The 17,655-nt window shown below is 39.0% G+C and carries 13 protein-coding genes and 2 pseudogenes; all 15 read left to right on the forward strand.

The annotated features are described in order from the left end of the window. Nucleotides 1–39 precede the first annotated feature (39 nt). The 15 genes and pseudogenes from dxr to truB all read left to right on the forward strand — a co-directional run bounded on the left by dxr (nucleotide 40) and on the right by truB (nucleotide 17,649). Nucleotides 40–1,185: a 1-deoxy-D-xylulose-5-phosphate reductoisomerase gene (gene dxr, locus AN161_RS10170; RefSeq protein WP_053594239.1), complete on the forward strand. Its 1,146-nt coding sequence runs from the start codon at nucleotides 40–42 to the stop codon at nucleotides 1,183–1,185. Between the two features lie 43 nt (nucleotides 1,186–1,228). After that, nucleotides 1,229–2,491 (forward strand): RIP metalloprotease RseP, encoded by a 1,263-nt coding sequence (gene rseP, locus AN161_RS10175; protein ID WP_053594240.1) that lies wholly within the window; start codon nucleotides 1,229–1,231, stop codon nucleotides 2,489–2,491. Between the two features lie 144 nt (nucleotides 2,492–2,635). After that, nucleotides 2,636–4,342: a proline--tRNA ligase gene (locus tag AN161_RS10180; RefSeq protein ID WP_053594241.1), complete on the forward strand. Its 1,707-nt coding sequence runs from the start codon at nucleotides 2,636–2,638 to the stop codon at nucleotides 4,340–4,342. A gap of 244 nt (nucleotides 4,343–4,586) precedes the next feature. Next, nucleotides 4,587–7,514 (forward strand): annotated as a pseudogene (locus AN161_RS10185) (PolC-type DNA polymerase III); the annotation flags it as partial. A 726-nt stretch (nucleotides 7,515–8,240) separates the two neighbouring features. Then, nucleotides 8,241–8,405, forward strand: a complete 165-nt coding sequence (locus tag AN161_RS29565) for a hypothetical protein (RefSeq protein WP_158003001.1) — start codon at nucleotides 8,241–8,243, stop codon at nucleotides 8,403–8,405. 186 nt (nucleotides 8,406–8,591) lie between these two features. After that, complete coding sequence (locus tag AN161_RS28740; RefSeq protein WP_143114710.1) at nucleotides 8,592–8,873, forward strand: hypothetical protein; 282 nt, start codon at nucleotides 8,592–8,594, stop codon at nucleotides 8,871–8,873. Nucleotides 8,874–9,167: 294 nt separating this feature from the next. After that, nucleotides 9,168–10,592, forward strand: a pseudogene (locus tag AN161_RS10190) (PolC-type DNA polymerase III); the annotation flags it as partial. A 446-nt stretch (nucleotides 10,593–11,038) separates the two neighbouring features. Further along, complete coding sequence (gene rimP / locus AN161_RS10195; protein WP_053594242.1) at nucleotides 11,039–11,515, forward strand: ribosome maturation factor RimP; 477 nt, start codon at nucleotides 11,039–11,041, stop codon at nucleotides 11,513–11,515. 24 nt (nucleotides 11,516–11,539) lie between these two features. Further along, complete coding sequence (gene nusA, locus AN161_RS10200; protein ID WP_053594243.1) at nucleotides 11,540–12,679, forward strand: transcription termination factor NusA; 1,140 nt, start codon at nucleotides 11,540–11,542, stop codon at nucleotides 12,677–12,679. 181 nt (nucleotides 12,680–12,860) lie between these two features. Then, nucleotides 12,861–13,139 carry a YlxR family protein gene (locus tag AN161_RS10205; protein ID WP_053594244.1) on the forward strand — a complete coding sequence of 93 codons (279 nt, stop codon included), beginning with the start codon at nucleotides 12,861–12,863 and terminating at the stop codon, nucleotides 13,137–13,139. Beyond that, nucleotides 13,136–13,444: a YlxQ family RNA-binding protein gene (locus tag AN161_RS10210; RefSeq protein ID WP_053594245.1), complete on the forward strand. Its 309-nt coding sequence runs from the start codon at nucleotides 13,136–13,138 to the stop codon at nucleotides 13,442–13,444. The genes AN161_RS10205 and AN161_RS10210 overlap by 4 nt, the downstream gene beginning before the upstream one ends. Before the next feature lie 14 nt (nucleotides 13,445–13,458). Continuing rightward, entirely contained in the window at nucleotides 13,459–15,729 is a 2,271-nt protein-coding gene (gene infB, locus AN161_RS10215) for a translation initiation factor IF-2 (RefSeq protein ID WP_053594246.1), read from the forward strand. Next, complete coding sequence (locus AN161_RS10220) at nucleotides 15,729–16,007, forward strand: DUF503 domain-containing protein (protein ID WP_053594247.1); 279 nt, start codon at nucleotides 15,729–15,731, stop codon at nucleotides 16,005–16,007. The genes infB and AN161_RS10220 overlap by 1 nt, the downstream gene beginning before the upstream one ends. Before the next feature lie 102 nt (nucleotides 16,008–16,109). After that, a complete protein-coding gene (rbfA, locus tag AN161_RS10225) occupies nucleotides 16,110–16,451 on the forward strand; it encodes a 30S ribosome-binding factor RbfA (protein WP_053594248.1) in 342 nt (113 codons plus the stop codon). A gap of 286 nt (nucleotides 16,452–16,737) precedes the next feature. After that, nucleotides 16,738–17,649: a tRNA pseudouridine(55) synthase TruB gene (truB, locus tag AN161_RS10230; protein ID WP_053594249.1), complete on the forward strand. Its 912-nt coding sequence runs from the start codon at nucleotides 16,738–16,740 to the stop codon at nucleotides 17,647–17,649. Nucleotides 17,650–17,655 lie beyond the last annotated feature (6 nt).

Consider the following 17,655-nt stretch of genomic DNA (forward strand, 5'->3'; position numbering starts at 1 on the left):
TATATCATTTGCTTAGATAGAAAAAGGGGACAATTTGTCGTGAAAAAAATAAGTTTACTTGGTGCAACTGGTTCAATCGGTTGGCAAACCTATGATATTTTAAAAGAACAACGCGATGCCTTTCATTTAGTGGCGTTTTCTTCAGGGAAAAACATCGAAAAAACTCGTGAAATGATCGAAACTTTGACGCCTGAGCTTGTATCTGTTCAATTAGAAGAAGATGCACTTACGCTCGCTAAAGAGTATCCGCAAGTTCATTTTACGTTTGGTGCGAAAGGGCTTGTAGAGGTTGCTACACATCCTGATTCTACGGTGCTTGTCAACGCTGTTCTTGGAAGTGTCGGACTAGAATCGACATTAGCCGCAATTCGCATGGGTAAAACAATTGCTATTGCCAATAAGGAAACACTCGTAACCGCTGGGCATTTAGTGATGGCAGAGGCAAAGAAATACAATGCAACAATTTTACCGGTTGATAGTGAGCATTCTGCAATCTTCCAATCGATGAATGGTGAAAATCCAAAAAATATTGAACGTTTAATCATTACAGCTTCTGGTGGTAGCTTCCGTGACAAAACACGTGAGGAATTGAAGCATGTAACGGTTGCAGATGCACTAAATCATCCGAACTGGTCAATGGGTGCGAAAATTACGATAGATTCAGCTACAATGATGAATAAAGGACTAGAAGTCATTGAAGCACATGTCTTATTTGATATGCCTTATGATAAAATTGATGTACTTTTGCATAGAGAAAGTATTATTCACTCCCTAGTTGAGTATCATGATACTAGTGTCATTGCACAGCTCGGTACACCGGACATGCGTGTACCTATCCAATATGCATTAAGCTATCCAGATCGTATGCCGCTGCATAACGGACAACGACTTAATTTAGCACAAATTGGTCAGTTACATTTTAAAGAAATGGATTTTGAACGTTATCCAGCATTGCGTCTAGCATACGAGGCTGGACGTACAGGTGGTACAATCTTAACAGCAATGAATGCAGCGAATGAAGCGGCAGTTGCGGCATTTTTACAGGGCAACATAACATTCCTTGAAATTGACGAAACGATTGAGCGTGTAATGCAGGCGCATAACAATATATTAGTGCCGGATTTACAAACAATTTTACAGGTAGACAGTGAAACAAGAAAAACAGTGTTAGACATGGTAAAATAACGAGAGAGATATCATTAACTATTCACTTTAAAGGTGGGGTATTATGCAAACAGCCATTGCATTTATTTTAATATTTGGCATGCTCGTATTCTTCCATGAACTTGGTCACTTCCTGTTTGCGAAACGCGCAGGAATTATGGTTCGTGAATTCGCCATTGGTATGGGACCGAAAATTTATGGGAAAACACATGGTGAAACAATCTATACGATACGTTTATTACCAATAGGTGGTTACGTTCGTATGGCTGGTGAGGACATGGATGGCACCGAATTACAGCCGGGCTACCGAGTAGGGCTTATTGTAGATGAAGATAATGTTGTCAAGAAAATTATCTTTAATCAAAATAATAAGCAATTACCAGATTTATTATTTTTAGAAATTGAACATGCTGATTTAGAAAAAGAATTGTTTGTGGAAGGTTATGATGAAGAAGAAAAATTAATTCGTTATAATGTTGCAAGAGATTGTATTCTCGTGGAAAACGGTAGAGAAACGTTAATTGCACCGTATGATCGTCAATTTAACGCTAAAACAGTCGGTCAACGCGCCATGACAATCTTTGCAGGCCCATTGTTTAATTTTATTTTAGCATTTGTTATTTATTTGCTGATTGGGTTATTCCATGGTGTACCTACCTATGAGCCAATCATAACAGAGGTAGTAGAAAATGATCCAGCTGCACAGGCAGGAATGCTTGCAGGTGATAGAGTAGTTGGCATTGATGGACAAGTAGTTGAAAAATGGCAAGATTTAGCTGCTATTGTACAAGATCACCCAGGTGAAGATATAACTGTTACAGTTGAACGAAATGGTCAGCAAGTTAACTTAAATATGACGGTAAAAGAAATAAAACAAGATGGCGAAAAATATGGTCAAATAGGGGTTAAGTATGAGAGCCCACGTGAATTTAATCCATTAAAGGCTGTTGTTTATGGCGCTCAAGAAACCTATAGTATGACTGTTCGAATCTTTGAATTACTTGGTATGTTAATTACCGGTAAATTCACTATAGATGCTCTTTCAGGTCCAGTAGGTATTTATAAAGCGACAGAGCAGGTAGCTCAATATGGATTCATAAATCTCATGAATTGGGCTGCGATGTTAAGTATTAACCTTGGAATTATGAACTTACTACCGCTTCCAGCACTTGACGGTGGTCGCCTATTATTCTTCGGCTTCGAAGCAGTAAGAGGCAAACCAATTGATCGTCAAAAAGAGGGGCTTGTGCATTTTGTAGGTATCGTACTATTGATGATACTAATGGTCGTAGTTACATGGAACGATATACAAAGATTTTTCTTTTAACTAAATTTAGTTAAATTTTCCAAGTGAAACTGATTGAAAACATAGCTTTGAGCGCAATTTTTTTGAAACATTGCGTTCAAAGCTAAATTTGTTTATGCTAATTAGAGTATAAAAACTTATCTATTAAAAAAGGTGGAACACTGAATGAAGCAAAGTAAAACATTTATCCCAACGCTACGTGAAGTACCTGCTGATGCAGAAGTAAAATCACATAAGCAATTACTACGTGCAGGGTTTATTCGTCAAAATACAAGTGGGGTATACTCGTATTTACCGCTTGCGAAACGTGTGTTAACAAAAATAGAAAATATTATTCGTGAAGAAATGGAAGCAATCAATTCGGTTGAGCTTTTAATGCCTTCATTACAATCTGCGGAACTTTGGCAGGAATCCGGCCGTTGGGAAAAATACGGCCCAGAATTAATGCGTTTGAAGGACCGTCATGATCGTGATTTTGCATTAGGACCAACACATGAAGAAGTGATTACAACTTTAGTACGTGATGAAATTAAATCATATAAAAAATTACCGTTAACACTTTATCAAATTCAAACTAAATTCCGTGATGAAAAACGTCCTCGCTTTGGTTTACTACGAGGCAGAGAGTTTATTATGAAAGATGCATATTCTTTCCATGCATCGCGTGAAAGCTTAGATGAAACATATGATGATATGTATCGTGCCTATTCAAATATTTTCTCTCGTCTTGGTCTAAACTATCGTGCAGTTATTGCAGATGCAGGCTCAATTGGTGGGAAGGGTACTCATGAATTTATGGTGCTTTCTGAAATTGGGGAAGATACAATTGCATATTCTGACACGTCTGATTATGCTGCGAACACCGAAATGGCAGAAGTTCTTGTAGACTATCAACCATCAGATGCAGCATTAAAAGAGCTTGAAAAATTGGCAACACCAGACCAAAAAACAATCGAAGAAGTATCAGCTTTCTTAAATGTTGAGCCTTCAAATGTCATTAAATCATTAGTCTTTGATGTTGACGGTGAATTAGTCGTTGTACTTGCTCGTGGAGATCACGAAATTAATGATATTAAACTGAAAAATGCGCTTGATGCTGGTTCTGTTGAACTTGCTAGTGAAGCAGCGATCCGTGATTTATTAGGCTGTGGCATTGGCTCAATCGGTCCTGTTAAATTACCAGTAGACGTAAAAGTAGTAGCTGACAATGCGATTAAATCTATTCGCAATGGTGTCGCTGGTGCAAACGAGGATGGATTCCACTTAGTAAATGTAAATCCTGAGCGTGATTTTGCAGTAAATGAATATTTAGATATTCGTTTTATTCAAGAGGGTGATCCATCTCCAGACGGACAAGGTATTATCAAATTTGCTGAAGGTATCGAGGTTGGTCATATTTTCAAATTAGGAATAACTTACTCTGCAAAAATGAACGGTACATTCTTAGACGAGCAAGGTAAGGCACAGCCATTTATTATGGGCTGCTATGGTATTGGTGTATCACGTATTTTAGCTGCTGTTGCTGAGCATTTCCAAGATGACAATGGTTTCACTTGGCCAACGCAATTAGCTCCTTATGATATCCATGTTGTACCTGTTAATACAAAGGATGAAACACAAGTAGCCTTAGCTGATGAGCTGTATGGCTTATTGAAATCTTACCGTTACGACGTGCTATTAGATGATCGTGCTGAGCGCGCCGGTGTTAAATTTGCAGATGCTGATTTAATTGGATTACCTGTCCGTGTAACAGTAGGTAAAAAAGCAACTGAAGGTATTGTTGAAGTGAAATTCCGTCAAACAGGTGAAACGTTCGAATGGAAAAAAGAAGAGGTCATTGATCGCTTAAATGAATTTTTCCGCAAAAACTAATTTCCTTTAAAACGATTTGTCCCGAAAAGGATGTAAATAGCATCAAATAGACAAGAAAATTCGCACCACTCCTCGGGGACAGCGAGCCAAGTTATGAATTCATAGATGTTTAGAATCTGTGAAGCTTGTAGACCACCCGGGGAAAGGGAGCGGATTTTTTTCGAATTTTAATCGTAAACATTGATGAGGAAATAAAACAAGGGGCTTTTAACATTGCCTCTTTCTGAAAGTAGGTGTCAATAGATTGGAACAGCAACAAGAAGCAAGAACGAGGTTTCAAATGCTCTTGCAGCAACTAGAGTTAACAGATGACGTGTATATGTCCTTTTTTGAAGAAGGTGAATTATCACGGCTAACCGTACACAAAAAGAACAGGCTATGGCATTTTAACATTAAATTACGAGGTATACTTCCTTTTCAGCTATACCAACTTTTTCGTACTCGTTTGACCGAAAAATTTTCAGCTATCGCTCAAATCCATACAACTTTTGAGACGGTAGAAAAAGATGTGACAGAGGAACTTGTTCAAGGATATTGGTTAACTGTAGTAGAGCAAATAGATGAAATGGCGCCAACTTTAAAAAATTGCCTAGTATCACAAACGCCTATGTGGAATGGGCAAAAAATTACTTTATCTTGCATGCAAGAAATGGAATTTATGATGCTGAAAACAAAGTATGCAGAAAAGCTTTCCGAAAGTTATGGTCAATTCGGCTTTCCACACATTGTGATAGATTTCGTGCTTCAAGATAAAACGGAAGAAATGATTGCGGCACAGGAAGCTTTCATGGAACAGAGGCGCTTAGAGGAGGCAGTTTTAGCTCAGCAAGCGATACAAGATTTCCAAAAACGAGAGAAGGAGAAGAAGGAAAATCCAGCCCTTGCCAACCTGGGTGACCGTCCATTCCAGCTGGGTATGTTAATTAAAGACGATGAAACCATGGAAATTAAACGCATTGTTGAGGAAGAACGTCGTGTTATCGTTGAAGGCTTTGTATTTGATACAGAAATCAAAGTACTAAAAAGTGGCCGTTCTTTATTGCAAATTAAAATTACCGACTATACGGATTCCATCATTGTAAAGATGTTCTCACGCGATAATGATGATGCAGAGCTAATGCAATATTTGAAAAAGGGAATGTGGGTAAAAGTCCGCGGTTCCGTACAAACTGACACATTCATTCGAGATCTAATCATCATGGCCAACGATATTAATGAAATCAAAAAAGAAACACGACAGGACAAGGCTCCAGAGGGAGAAAAGCGGGTAGAATTGCATTTGCATACACCAATGAGTCAAATGGACGCTGTAACACCAGTTGATAGACTTGTTGCGCAGGCTGCAAAGTGGGGTCATCCAGCCGTGGCTATTACTGACCATGCTGTTGTGCAATCCTTCCCAGATGCTTATGCAGCAGGGAAAAAGTATGGTATCAAAGTTATTTATGGCTTGGAAGCTAATTTAGTAGATGATGGTGTACCGATTGCTTATGCACCTGAGAACCGTTTATTAGCTGATACTACCTATGTCGTGTTTGACGTAGAGACGACAGGTCTATCTACTGCTTACGATACTATTATTGAGCTTGCCGCGGTGAAAATTAAAGATGGAAATGTTATCGACAAATACGAAAGCTTTGCCAATCCACATCACCCACTCTCTGCGACGACCATTGAACTGACAGGCATTACAGATGATATGGTACGTAACGCGCCAGAAGTGGAGCAAGTCATTAAAGAGTTCCATGCATTTATCGGAGATTGCATAGTAGTAGCCCATAATGCATCGTTTGATATGGGCTTTTTATACACAGGCTATAAAAAATTTGGGCTAGAGGAAACAGTTCATCCAGTCATTGATACGTTGGAGCTTGCGAGAATGCTTTATCCAACGATGAAAAACCATCGTTTAAATACACTTTGTAAAAAATTCAATATTGAATTAACCCAGCATCACCGGGCTATTTATGATACAGAGGCAACGGGTTATTTACTTTTACAGCTGTTAAAAGATGCAGATGAATTAGATATTAAATACCACGACGACTTTAATAAGCATGTTGGTGGTGGGGATGCTTATAAAAAGGGACGACCAATGCACTGCACAATATTAGCGGTAGATAATGTTGGACTAAAAAATTTATTTAAAATAGTCTCCCATTCCCATACAAAAACTTTCTATCGTGTACCTCGTGTAACACGGGCGGTCCTAGAGCAATATAGAGAAGGATTATTAGTCGGCTCAGGCTGTAGTAATGGTGAATTATTTGAGACCATGATGAATAAATCCCCAGAGGAAGCAGAGAAAATTGCGAGATTTTATGATTATATTGAAGTTCAACCTAAGGCAGTGTATGCACCATTAATTGAGCGCAATGTCGTACGTGATGAATGGACACTTGAAGATATTATTCGCAAGTTAGTAAAGCTAGGGAAGAAGATCGATAAACCAGTTGTAGCAACCGGTAATGTGCATTATTTAGATCCAACAGACGGGATGTTCAGACAAATACTAGTTGGTTCACAAGGTGGTGCCAATATATTAAATAGATCAAAGCTACCTGAGGTTCATTTTAGAACGACTGATGAAATGCTTAAGGAATTTGATTTTTTAGGACCGGATCTTGCAAAAGAGGTAGTTGTCACCAACTCTCAAAAAGTCGCAGATATGATTGGTGATGTTAAACCAATTAAAGATGATTTATACACACCGAAAATTGAAGGCTCAGATGATGAGGTCACAAATTTAACCTATGAAATGGCTCATCATATATACGGAGAAGAGCTACCAGAAATCGTCAAGGCTCGAATTGAAAAAGAATTAAAGTCAATTTTAGGCCATGGTTTTGGAGTAATTTATTTAATTTCTGCGAAGCTTGTTAAAAAATCATTAGCGGACGGTTATTTAGTAGGTTCTCGTGGTTCTGTTGGATCTTCATTAGTGGCAACTTTTATGGAGATTACTGAGGTAAATCCACTTCCACCTCATTATATTTGTCCAAATTGTAAGCATTCCGAGTTTTTTAATGATGGTTCAGTAAGCTCAGGTTTTGACTTACCAAATAAAGATTGTACGGAATGTGGAACACCGTATAAAAAGGATGGACAAGATATTCCATTCGAAACGTTCCTTGGATTTAAAGGAGATAAGGTACCTGATATCGATTTGAGTGCGACACGTTGTTAACTGAAAAGGTTAACCACCTTCATTGGTAGAACTGCTATTTCGAAGTGTGGAATGAGAGAGTAACGCCTTGAAACACACTCGCTGAAGCTACGACAAGCGTGGACGGTATTGCAAACACCAAAAACGTTTGAAGCTCGTTAAAGTAGGCTGAAGTTCACCCAAACAGTCAGCTGTGGAAAGAGGGATAGAAATCTCTTGTGAATGATAGGTCTGGCGTCTATAAAATTCCTATGGTTAGAAGCGGTAGAATAATCGAGACGAACCCTCGACTGACTTTTCGTGAATGTCACGTAGTAGAAATGCTGCAGGGTCCAGTTAGGACTTCTAGGTGTGGATGAGTAAGTGTTAGGTTATGAAAATCCATATTGTGTTACAGGCACAATCCAGCCTAGCGGAATTTAGAGGGAACCTAAGGGAATTATGTACAGATAGAAATAGTGGAACGTGTGAAACTCCTAACGTAAGAGAAGATTGCACTTCAATGACGACGGTGTATGGAAAGGCAAAATGGCTATAACATACTTTAAAGGAGTGGCAGTAGTGCCGTAGTACTGACGAAGAAATGCTGTTGATGACTGAATAACCAATAAGTCGGAGGGAAAAACATTTCAGAGGGAAGGGCACAAGTCGTTAACGTTGAAACAAAACCTACAATAAGTCAGATTCGTGTATGACTAAAGAGAACGAAAACTTCGTAAAGGAAGTGATTAGTTGGCTGACTTAATGATTCAAAAGTTAAGAAATAACGAATATTTTGGTTTACAAGAGTCATTTGATAACCTTTTTAAAGAAAGCGAAAAGGGTTGGTACTTTACAGATATCACAAGTGAAGATTTAAAAGGCACATCACCAAAATTTGTGAATGACATTTGTTAAAACATATGCCTTGTAATATAAGTTGATCTTCGTTACGACTGGGCGACTCCTTGGGGATCAGCGATAGAGGAACGAAGGCTAAAAACATCACGTCCTGTGATAACGCCTTCGTGACCAACATCGGTGCTGTTGCTGTCGCTGCGCTTTCGCACAAACAAAACCCTCTGCTGCCGCTACGTTAGCACTATGCTTTCGCGCAAAAAACATCTGTTGGCCCAAGCGGCTCATCGGACGCCCCCAGGAAGCTTTGCTCTGTGCGAAAGCAAAGCGGCAGCTACAAATGTTTTCTATAGCGAAAGCAAAGCGGCAGCTACAAATGTTTTATCTGCGCGAAAGCGAAGCGTCAGCGGCAAATGTTTTATCTGCGCGAAAGCGAAGCGTCAGCGGCAAATGTTTTATCTGTGCGAAAGCGTAGCGGCAGCAACAAAGCGCCCAGCTGGAACGGAAATCAACCACACGTTATGGTGATGAGTCATTTAAAAGTAATGAATTGCTGGTATATCCTATTGAAGCAATTCGACATGATATACGAGGACAGAGAAAGCCTGAATTTACAGGTCCTTAATTCAAAGATTTAAAACATGTGTCTGTTCAAAGCTCGATTCGAAAAGAAAGCAATAAATAAAATAAACGAACTAAGAACGGAAGTAGGAAATCCAAAGCTTAGTTTATAAATTTCAACAAAGTTAACGATGGAACGCCGTATGACGCCGAAAGGGTCACGTACGGTGTGGGACGGGGGAAGAGCTGGAGATAATATCAAATGTTTACCTATCGTCATACTTTTCTGGTGAATATCAACCACAAGCTCATAACTATACGAAGGTACTATTCGGTGAAGATTATGTATATCGTGCCGGGACAATCGGTACAGTTGCAGAGAAAACAGCGTATGGCTACGTAAAGGGCTATGCTAATGATAACAACCTACACTTCCGCGGTGCTGAGGTAGATCGGTTAGTGCAAGGTTGTACAGGCGTAAAACGTACATCAGGACAGCATCCAGGAGGAATTATCGTAGTACCGGACTATATGGATATTTACGACTTCTCACCAGTGCAATTTCCTGCGGATGCACAAGATGCAGAATGGCGTACAACGCACTTTGATTTCCATTCCATTCACGATAATATTTTAAAGCTCGATATTCTCGGGCACGATGATCCGACTGTGATTCGGATGTTGCAGGATTTATCAGGAATAGATCCAAAAACCATTCCAACAGATGATCCAGTCGTTATGAAAATCTTTAGTTCTCCAGAATCTTTAGGCGTAACAGAAAAACAAATTGGCTGTAAGACGGGAACACTTGGGATTCCTGAATTTGGTACTCGCTTTGTGCGCCAAATGCTTGAAGATACAAAGCCATCAACATTCTCGGAGCTTGTGCAAATTTCAGGACTTTCACATGGAACGGACGTGTGGCTTGGTAATGCACAAGAATTAATTCAAAATGGTACATGTGTACTGAAAGAAGTAATTGGCTGTCGTGACGATATCATGGTGTATTTAATTTACCAAGGGTTAGAACCGTCACTGGCGTTTAAAATTATGGAGTCCGTGCGTAAGGGGAAAGGATTATCTGAAGAGTTTGAAGCAGAGATGCTAGCGAATAAGGTGCCAGGCTGGTATATTGAATCATGTAAAAAGATAAAATATATGTTCCCGAAAGCCCACGCTGCTGCTTACGTTTTAATGGCAGTTCGTATCGCTTGGTTTAAGGTACACTTCCCGATACTTTACTATGCAGCGTATTTCACAGTGCGCGCAGATGATTTTGATTTAATTGCGATGGTACAAGGCTCGCAAATGATTCGTGCAAAAATTGATGAGATCAATATAAAAGGCTTAGATGCTTCAACAAAAGAAAAAAACCTATTAACTGTGATGGAACTAGCACTTGAAATGTGTGAGCGCGGTATGAGCTTCCAAAAGGTGGACTTATATCGTTCGCAGGCTAGTGAATTTGTAATTGATGGGAACTCTTTAATTCCACCATTCGATGCGATTCCTGGACTTGGTACGAACGTTGCGAAAACAATTGTGGCAGCACGTGAGAACGGGGAATTTTTATCGAAGGAAGATTTACAGCAACGCGGTCGTGTCTCCAAGACATTAATAGAATACATGGATCAATTGGGCTGTTTAGAGGGAATGCCTGATGCTAATCAGTTATCACTTTTCTAAAATAAGAAGGTTAGTCTGAAGGCATCATCATCAATAACGAATAACTTATAAGCATTATGCTCAAATTAAGGCTTATAAAGTTGAGGGTGACATTTGTTAAAATGTATACCATGTATATAAGTTAGCCGGAACGGAAATCCCCCCACGTTATGGTGATGGACCTAAATTAAGCACAAATTTCAAATTCCAGACACAATTATGGCTATTCCTAATAGATATCTAGAATAAGGAAATTTGCATTGTGCTGTAAACTATGCTATCCTTACTGTAATAATTTGTTGATATTTTTCCAGCAAAAGAGTGGGTCCTTCCCGCTCTTTTCTGTTGTTATACCGTAGCAAAACAAATTTTTGACTAACAGCAGGTAAGACCGTTAAATTTCACCAAAGCTACTGGTGGAATTTCTGTTTTATTACGCCAGAATTTGATAGATACAGGAGGAAACAATGAGCAAAGTACCATCTTTAATTGAAGAGCTCGCCAAACCGATTGTTGAAGAATTAAATCTTGAGTTAGTGGATGTCGAGTTCGTAAAAGAAGGACGTAACTGGTTTTTACGTGTTTATGTGGATACACCTGAGGGGAGTATTGACATTGACCAATGTGCTCAAGTTAGTGAACGACTGAGTTTGCTGTTGGATGAAAAAGATCCAATTACACAAAACTATTATTTAGAAGTTTCTTCACCTGGAGCAGAACGTCCATTAAAAAAGGATGCTGATTTTGAAAAAGCGATTGGCAAATTTATTTATATTAAAACCTATGAGCCCATCAAGGACATGAAGGAATTCCAAGGCTACTTAACGTCGTACGATGAACATATATTAGTGGTGGAAGTACTCATCAAAACCCGCAAAATTACAGTAACAATTGAACAAGAAAAAATCGCATTGGCACGATTAGCCATCGATTTTTCAGCATAATGCATATTTAGGAGTGAAAACAGAATGAGTAGTGATTTGTTAGATGCGCTAAATGCGCTAGAAGAACAAAAAGGAATTTCAAGAGATGTGTTAATTGAAGCAATTGAAGCGGCATTAGTTACAGCTTACAAACGCAACTTCAATCAAGCACAAAATGTTCGTGTGGACTTAAATTTAGATAAGGGCTCAATTCGTGTCTTTTCACGTAAAGATGTTGTAGAAGAAGTAGAGGATGATCGTTTACAAATTTCTATAGAAGATGCAAAGGCTATTAACCCTGCATACCAGATGGAGGATGTGGTTGAGCAAGAGGTGACACCTCGAAACTTTGGTCGTATTGCCGCACAGACAGCGAAACAAGTAGTTACACAACGTGTACGCGAGGCAGAACGCGGTCTAATTTACGAGCAATATGTGGACCGTGAAGATGATATCGTGACTGGTGTAGTTGAGCGTCTAGATGCTCGTAATATATATGTAGGTCTAGGAAAAGTAGAGGCTGCATTACCACAAAACGAACAAATTCAAGGTGAAACATATCATCCACATGATCGTATCAAGGTCTATATTACAAAGGTTGAACGTACTACACGTGGGCCTCAAGTCATTGTTTCACGTACACATCCTGGTTTATTACGCCGCTTATTTGAAATGGAAGTACCTGAAATCTATGAAGGTATTGTAGAAATTAAATCGATTGCTCGTGAAGCAGGAGATCGTTCTAAAATCTCTGTTTATGCACATAACGAAGAGGTAGATCCAGTAGGTTCATGTGTAGGTGCAAAAGGCGCGCGTGTTCAAACAATTGTTAACGAATTAAACGGTGAAAAAATCGATATCGTTGAATGGTCAGAAGATCCAGTTGTATTTGTAGCAAATGCTCTTAGCCCATCAAAGGTTTTAGATGTTCAAGTAAATGAAGAAGAAAAATCTACAACGGTTGTCGTACCTGACTATCAATTATCATTAGCAATTGGTAAACGTGGTCAAAATGCACGTTTAGCTGCAAAGCTAACAGGCTGGAAAATTGATATTAAGAGTGAAACAGATGCTCGTGAGTTAGGTATTTATCCATCTGCTACAAGCACTTTCATTCCTGCTGAGGATGAAGAAAGTGATTTTGATGATGTAGCAGTTGACTTATATCAAGACGACGAAGAATAAGTAAGAAAGCCGTGTGACTAGTTAGCTGCCATTATTCAGTGGGCGTTGGGCTGCGTCGACTGAATAGTGGCAGAGTCCTACAATGGAAAATGGAATTTAATTTAAATCCAAGTTAATGGCCAATGTAGTGCATGGCTAGTCCACCTCTTACGACATGCTTCAGAGAGGAAAGGTGATTCTTATGGCTATTAATAAAAAAGTACCTCTTCGAAAATGTGTAGCTACAGGAGAAATGCTACCAAAGAAAGAAATGATTCGTGTTGTTCGTTCAAAAGAGGGCGAGGTAAGTGTTGATATTTCCGGAAAAAAACCCGGACGTGGTGCTTATGTCTCTAAATCGGAGAAGGCGATTGAAATCGCCCGAAAGAAAAATGTTTTAGGGCACCAACTTGATGTAAAAATCCCTGAAGAAATCTACGATGAACTTATTTTGCTGATTCGTAGGGAGTCTATTATATGATCAATCAAGCAGTGTTTAACTTGCTTGGAATAGCGGCGAGAGCCCGTAAAATTATTTCAGGAGAAGAGTTAGTAGTAAAGGAAGTCCGCAATGGTAATGCAAAGCTAGTACTGCTTGCAAACGATGCTTCTAAAAACTCTAGCAAAAAAATTCAAGATAAATGCACGTACTACAACGTTGAGTATCATGTAATTGGTGATCGTTATGATCTAGGACATGCTACAGGTAAGGAGGCCCGAGTGGCTTTAGCTATTACCGATAAAGGTTTTGCAAGCAAATTGTCTAGTCTACTCAACGAAAAATAATCGGGGGTGAGCAGATGACCAAAATCAGAGTTCATGAATATGCGAAACAAGTGAATAAAACGAGTAAAGAGGTTATTGAAGCACTAAGTAAATTAAATGTGAGTGTAACAAACCATATGTCAATGTTAGAAAAAGATATAGTGGCAAAGTTAAATCAATCATTTAAAGCTACAAAAGAAGTGAAGAAACCTACTCAAAACGTATCGCAAAAACCACAAGCTAATGGTCAACAAAAACCACAGCAATCGGTGAAAAAGCAAGAAGGGCAAAAGCAGCAATCTACTACTTCTAAACCAAAAGTCAATAATCAGCAACAAACGCATCAAAACTCAAATTCGTCTAACGAAAAATCTAAGAATATAAAAGGTAATCAAAATCGAAATATGACACAAAATAATAATAATAATAATAATAATAATAATCGCAGAGGTTACAACCAACGTCCAAAACCAGGAATTCATGGCGGAAAACGTCGCCATCCAAAAACACATCAACCAAGTCTACCAGTGAAACAAAAGGAATTACCAGAAAAAATTACTTTTGTTGAATCACTTTCTGTAGCAGAATTAGCTAAAAAATTACACCGTGAACCATCAGAAATTATTAAAAAATTATTTATGCTTGGTGTAATGGCAACAATTAACCAAGAATTAGATAAGGATGCAATTGAATTAATTTGCACAGACTATGGTGTAGAAGTTGAAGAGGAAATTCGTGTAGATATTACGGATTTAGAAACACACTTCGAACAAACAGAAGAAATTAACGAAGAGGACTTATCAGAACGTCCTCCTGTAGTGACAATTATGGGGCACGTTGACCATGGTAAAACTACATTATTAGACTCTATTCGCAATACAAAAGTTACAGCTGTTGAAGCTGGAGGTATTACTCAGCATATCGGTGCTTATCAAGTAACTGAAGGCGACAAAAAAATTACGTTCCTTGATACACCAGGACACGCTGCTTTTACAACGATGCGTGCGCGCGGTGCGAAAATAACAGACTTAACGATTTTAGTGGTTGCTGCGGATGATGGTGTTATGCCACAAACAGTTGAAGCGATTAACCACGCAAAAGCAGCAGAAGTACCAATTATCGTTGCAGTCAATAAAATGGATAAACCTTCAGCTAATCCAGACCGTGTGATGCAAGAGTTAACGGAGCATGGCCTAGTTCCAGAAGCTTGGGGCGGCGAAACTATTTTCGTACCAATTTCTGCATTAAAAGGTGAAGGCATTGACACATTATTAGAAATGATTTTACTTATCGCTGAAGTTGGAGAATTAAAAGCGAACCCTAATCGCTTAGCACTTGGTTCAGTAATTGAAGCACAGCTAGATAAAGGTCGAGGCTCTGTTGCAACGCTTTTAGTACAAGATGGAACATTAAAAGTTGGGGACCCAATTGTTGTCGGCCATGCTTATGGGCGAGTACGTGCTATGGTGAATGACAAAGGCCGTCGTGTGAAGGAAGCTGGACCATCAACGCCAGTAGAAATCACAGGCTTAAATGATGTACCACAAGCTGGTGACCGTTTCGTTGTCTTTGAAGACGAAAAAACAGCACGCCAAGTTGGAGAAACTCGTGCAATGACAGCGATTCAAGCACAACGTTCAGAAAAACAACGCGTAACGCTTGATAACTTATTCGAACAAATGAGTCAAGGCGAAATGAAGGAGCTTAACTTAATTGTTAAGGCTGACGTTCAAGGTACTGTAGAAGCTATGGCTGCATCATTAATGAAAATTGATGTTGAAGGCGTAAACGTGAAAATTATTCACACTGGCGCTGGAGCGATTACAGAATCAGATATTTCTCTTGCTGCGGCTTCAAATGCAATTGTTATCGGCTTCAACGTTCGTCCAGATGTCAATGCAAAACGTGCAGCAGAAGAAGAGGGCGTAGATATTCGTCTACACCGCATTATCTATAAAGTAATTGAGGAAATTGAACAAGCAATGAAAGGTATGCTTGATCCAGAATTCGAAGAAAAAATTATTGGTCAAGCAGAAGTTCGACAAACAATTAAAGTATCAAAAGTTGGTACAATTGCTGGTTCGTACGTAACAGAAGGTAAAGTAACTCGTGATTCTGGCGTACGTGTAATCCGCGATAATGTAGTAATTTTTGAAGGTGAATTAGATACACTTAAACGTTTTAAAGATGAAGTAAAAGAAGTTGCTAGAGGTTACGAATGTGGTATTACAATTACAAACTTCAACGATATTAAAGAAGGCGACATTATCGAAGCCTATATTATGGAAGAAGTTAAACGTGCTTAATGATTGTTTACGCAGAGGTTGAATTCATTATTCAAACTGCCCATTCGTTGAAGGAAAAACGTGCTGTTCTACAGCGTATGATTACTCGCACTAAACAAAAATTTAATGTATCCATTGCGGAAATTGACCATCAAAATGTATGGCAGCGCACGAAGTTAGCGCTTGTTGCTGTTTCTTCTTCAAAAGAAGCAGCCGAGCGTGAAATTAATCATGCGCTCCATTACTTACAGTCAAATCCGGCTTGGGAACAGTTAAATGTTTGGCGAGACTATCTATAAGTAACATTAGATTGTTGTGTTGTATGATTTGTCATACCTTGCTTGTAGATATGTGCAAGTGAGGACACAACTATCTGTACATCGAAATTGAGGTGACAAACTATGTCTCTACGCTCAAACCGTGTCGCTGAGCAAATGAAAAAAGAGCTCGGTGATATTCTTAGCCGTAAAATAAAAGACCCGCGTGTTGGTTTCGTTACTGTTACTGGTGTTGAGGTAACAGGTGATTTACAGCAAGCGACAATTTATATTACAACTCTAGGCAATGAACGTGAACGAGAGGAAACACTAAAAGCTTTATTAAAAGCTTCTGGTTTCATTCGCTCAGAAATCGGTTCACGAATCCGTTTACGTCGTACACCAGAATTAATTTTTGAATTTGATTCATCGATTGAATATGGGAACCGTATTGATTCATTGCTACGTGGTTTACACGAAGAATAAGCTTAACATAAAAAGTCTGCCAAATGCATGTTCATGCAGGCAGACTTTTTACATTCATAGAATACACCACAAAAGATTTTGTCTGAGCAAAACGGCGACGAAAAATATACGAATTTGGATAATGTCAAATATGTGAAAAACGAATTAATTTTGGTTCATCACCAATTGGAATGATAATTGCTAAAATGCATGCTATGTGGGCTCGAACGACCCCAGAAAAGCACCTAGTCATAACGGAAATCAACCCCGAATTATGGTGATGAACCTTGATTTTAGGAGGATATTTATGAACGGTATTTTACCGCTTTGGAAGGAACGTGGCATGACGAGTCATGATTGCGTCTTTAAATTGCGAAAAATTTTACGTACCAAAAAAGTTGGACATACAGGGACACTTGATCCAGGTGTCGAGGGAGTCCTTCCCATTTGTATTGGTCAAGCAACACGCATCGCAGAATATTTAACAGATGCAGGAAAGACGTATGAAGCCATGATATCAATTGGGCGTACAACGACAACTGAGGATGCAGAGGGAGAAACAGTTGAACAAGATAGTACGATTAAAAAATTTACACGTACTCAATTGCAAGAAGTTTTAGCCTCGCTAACAGGTGTTATTAATCAAACACCACCGATGTTTTCAGCTGTCAAAGTAAATGGTAAACGTCTCTATGAATATGCCCGAAAAGGCGAGATCATCGAAAGACCTACACGTCAAGTTACTATTTATGCACTAGAGCTATTAGATGATGTAGAAATATACGAAGGACAAGAAATTACATTTCCTGTACGTATAGCGTGTGGTAAAGGGACGTATATTCGAACACTAGCTGTGCAAATTGGACAGGCGCTTGGCTATCCTGCACATATGAAAGAGCTCGTACGCACAGCCTCAGGCACCTTTACGCAAGAAAATTGCTTTACATTGGCACAAGTTGCTGAGCTAATGGAAGCTGAACAAATCGATACATGTATTTTACCAGTTGAGTATGCATTAACAGATTATCCATATATTGAGATAACCACTGCTAATGAAAAAGAAATTTTCAATGGACAAGTGCTTCCCGCAGATGCATTATTAAAGATACATGATAAAATTGTTTTTGGAATCAGTGGGAAAGCATTTGCGGTCTATCATGCCCATCCTACAAAGGAAGGGTTTATGAAGCCACATAAGATGTTTCCGACGATAGAGTAGGAGGAT

It is taken from the genome of Lysinibacillus sp. FJAT-14222, assembly GCF_001278875.1.
Taxonomy (GTDB): domain Bacteria; phylum Bacillota; class Bacilli; order Bacillales_A; family Planococcaceae; genus Lysinibacillus; species Lysinibacillus agricola.

Coding starts and splice junctions, on each gene's coding strand:
- rseP (WP_053594240.1), top strand. CDS start 1,229: ATGCAAACAGCCATTGCATTTATTTTAATATTTGGCATGCTCGTATTC.
- AN161_RS10180 (WP_053594241.1), top strand. CDS start 2,636: ATGAAGCAAAGTAAAACATTTATCCCAACGCTACGTGAAGTACCTGCT.
- AN161_RS28740 (WP_143114710.1), top strand. CDS start 8,592: ATGCTTTCGCGCAAAAAACATCTGTTGGCCCAAGCGGCTCATCGGACG.
- rimP (WP_053594242.1), top strand. CDS start 11,039: ATGAGCAAAGTACCATCTTTAATTGAAGAGCTCGCCAAACCGATTGTT.
- nusA (WP_053594243.1), top strand. CDS start 11,540: ATGAGTAGTGATTTGTTAGATGCGCTAAATGCGCTAGAAGAACAAAAA.
- AN161_RS10205 (WP_053594244.1), top strand. CDS start 12,861: ATGGCTATTAATAAAAAAGTACCTCTTCGAAAATGTGTAGCTACAGGA.
- AN161_RS10210 (WP_053594245.1), top strand. CDS start 13,136: ATGATCAATCAAGCAGTGTTTAACTTGCTTGGAATAGCGGCGAGAGCC.
- infB (WP_053594246.1), top strand. CDS start 13,459: ATGACCAAAATCAGAGTTCATGAATATGCGAAACAAGTGAATAAAACG.
- AN161_RS10220 (WP_053594247.1), top strand. CDS start 15,729: ATGATTGTTTACGCAGAGGTTGAATTCATTATTCAAACTGCCCATTCG.
- rbfA (WP_053594248.1), top strand. CDS start 16,110: ATGTCTCTACGCTCAAACCGTGTCGCTGAGCAAATGAAAAAAGAGCTC.
- truB (WP_053594249.1), top strand. CDS start 16,738: ATGAACGGTATTTTACCGCTTTGGAAGGAACGTGGCATGACGAGTCAT.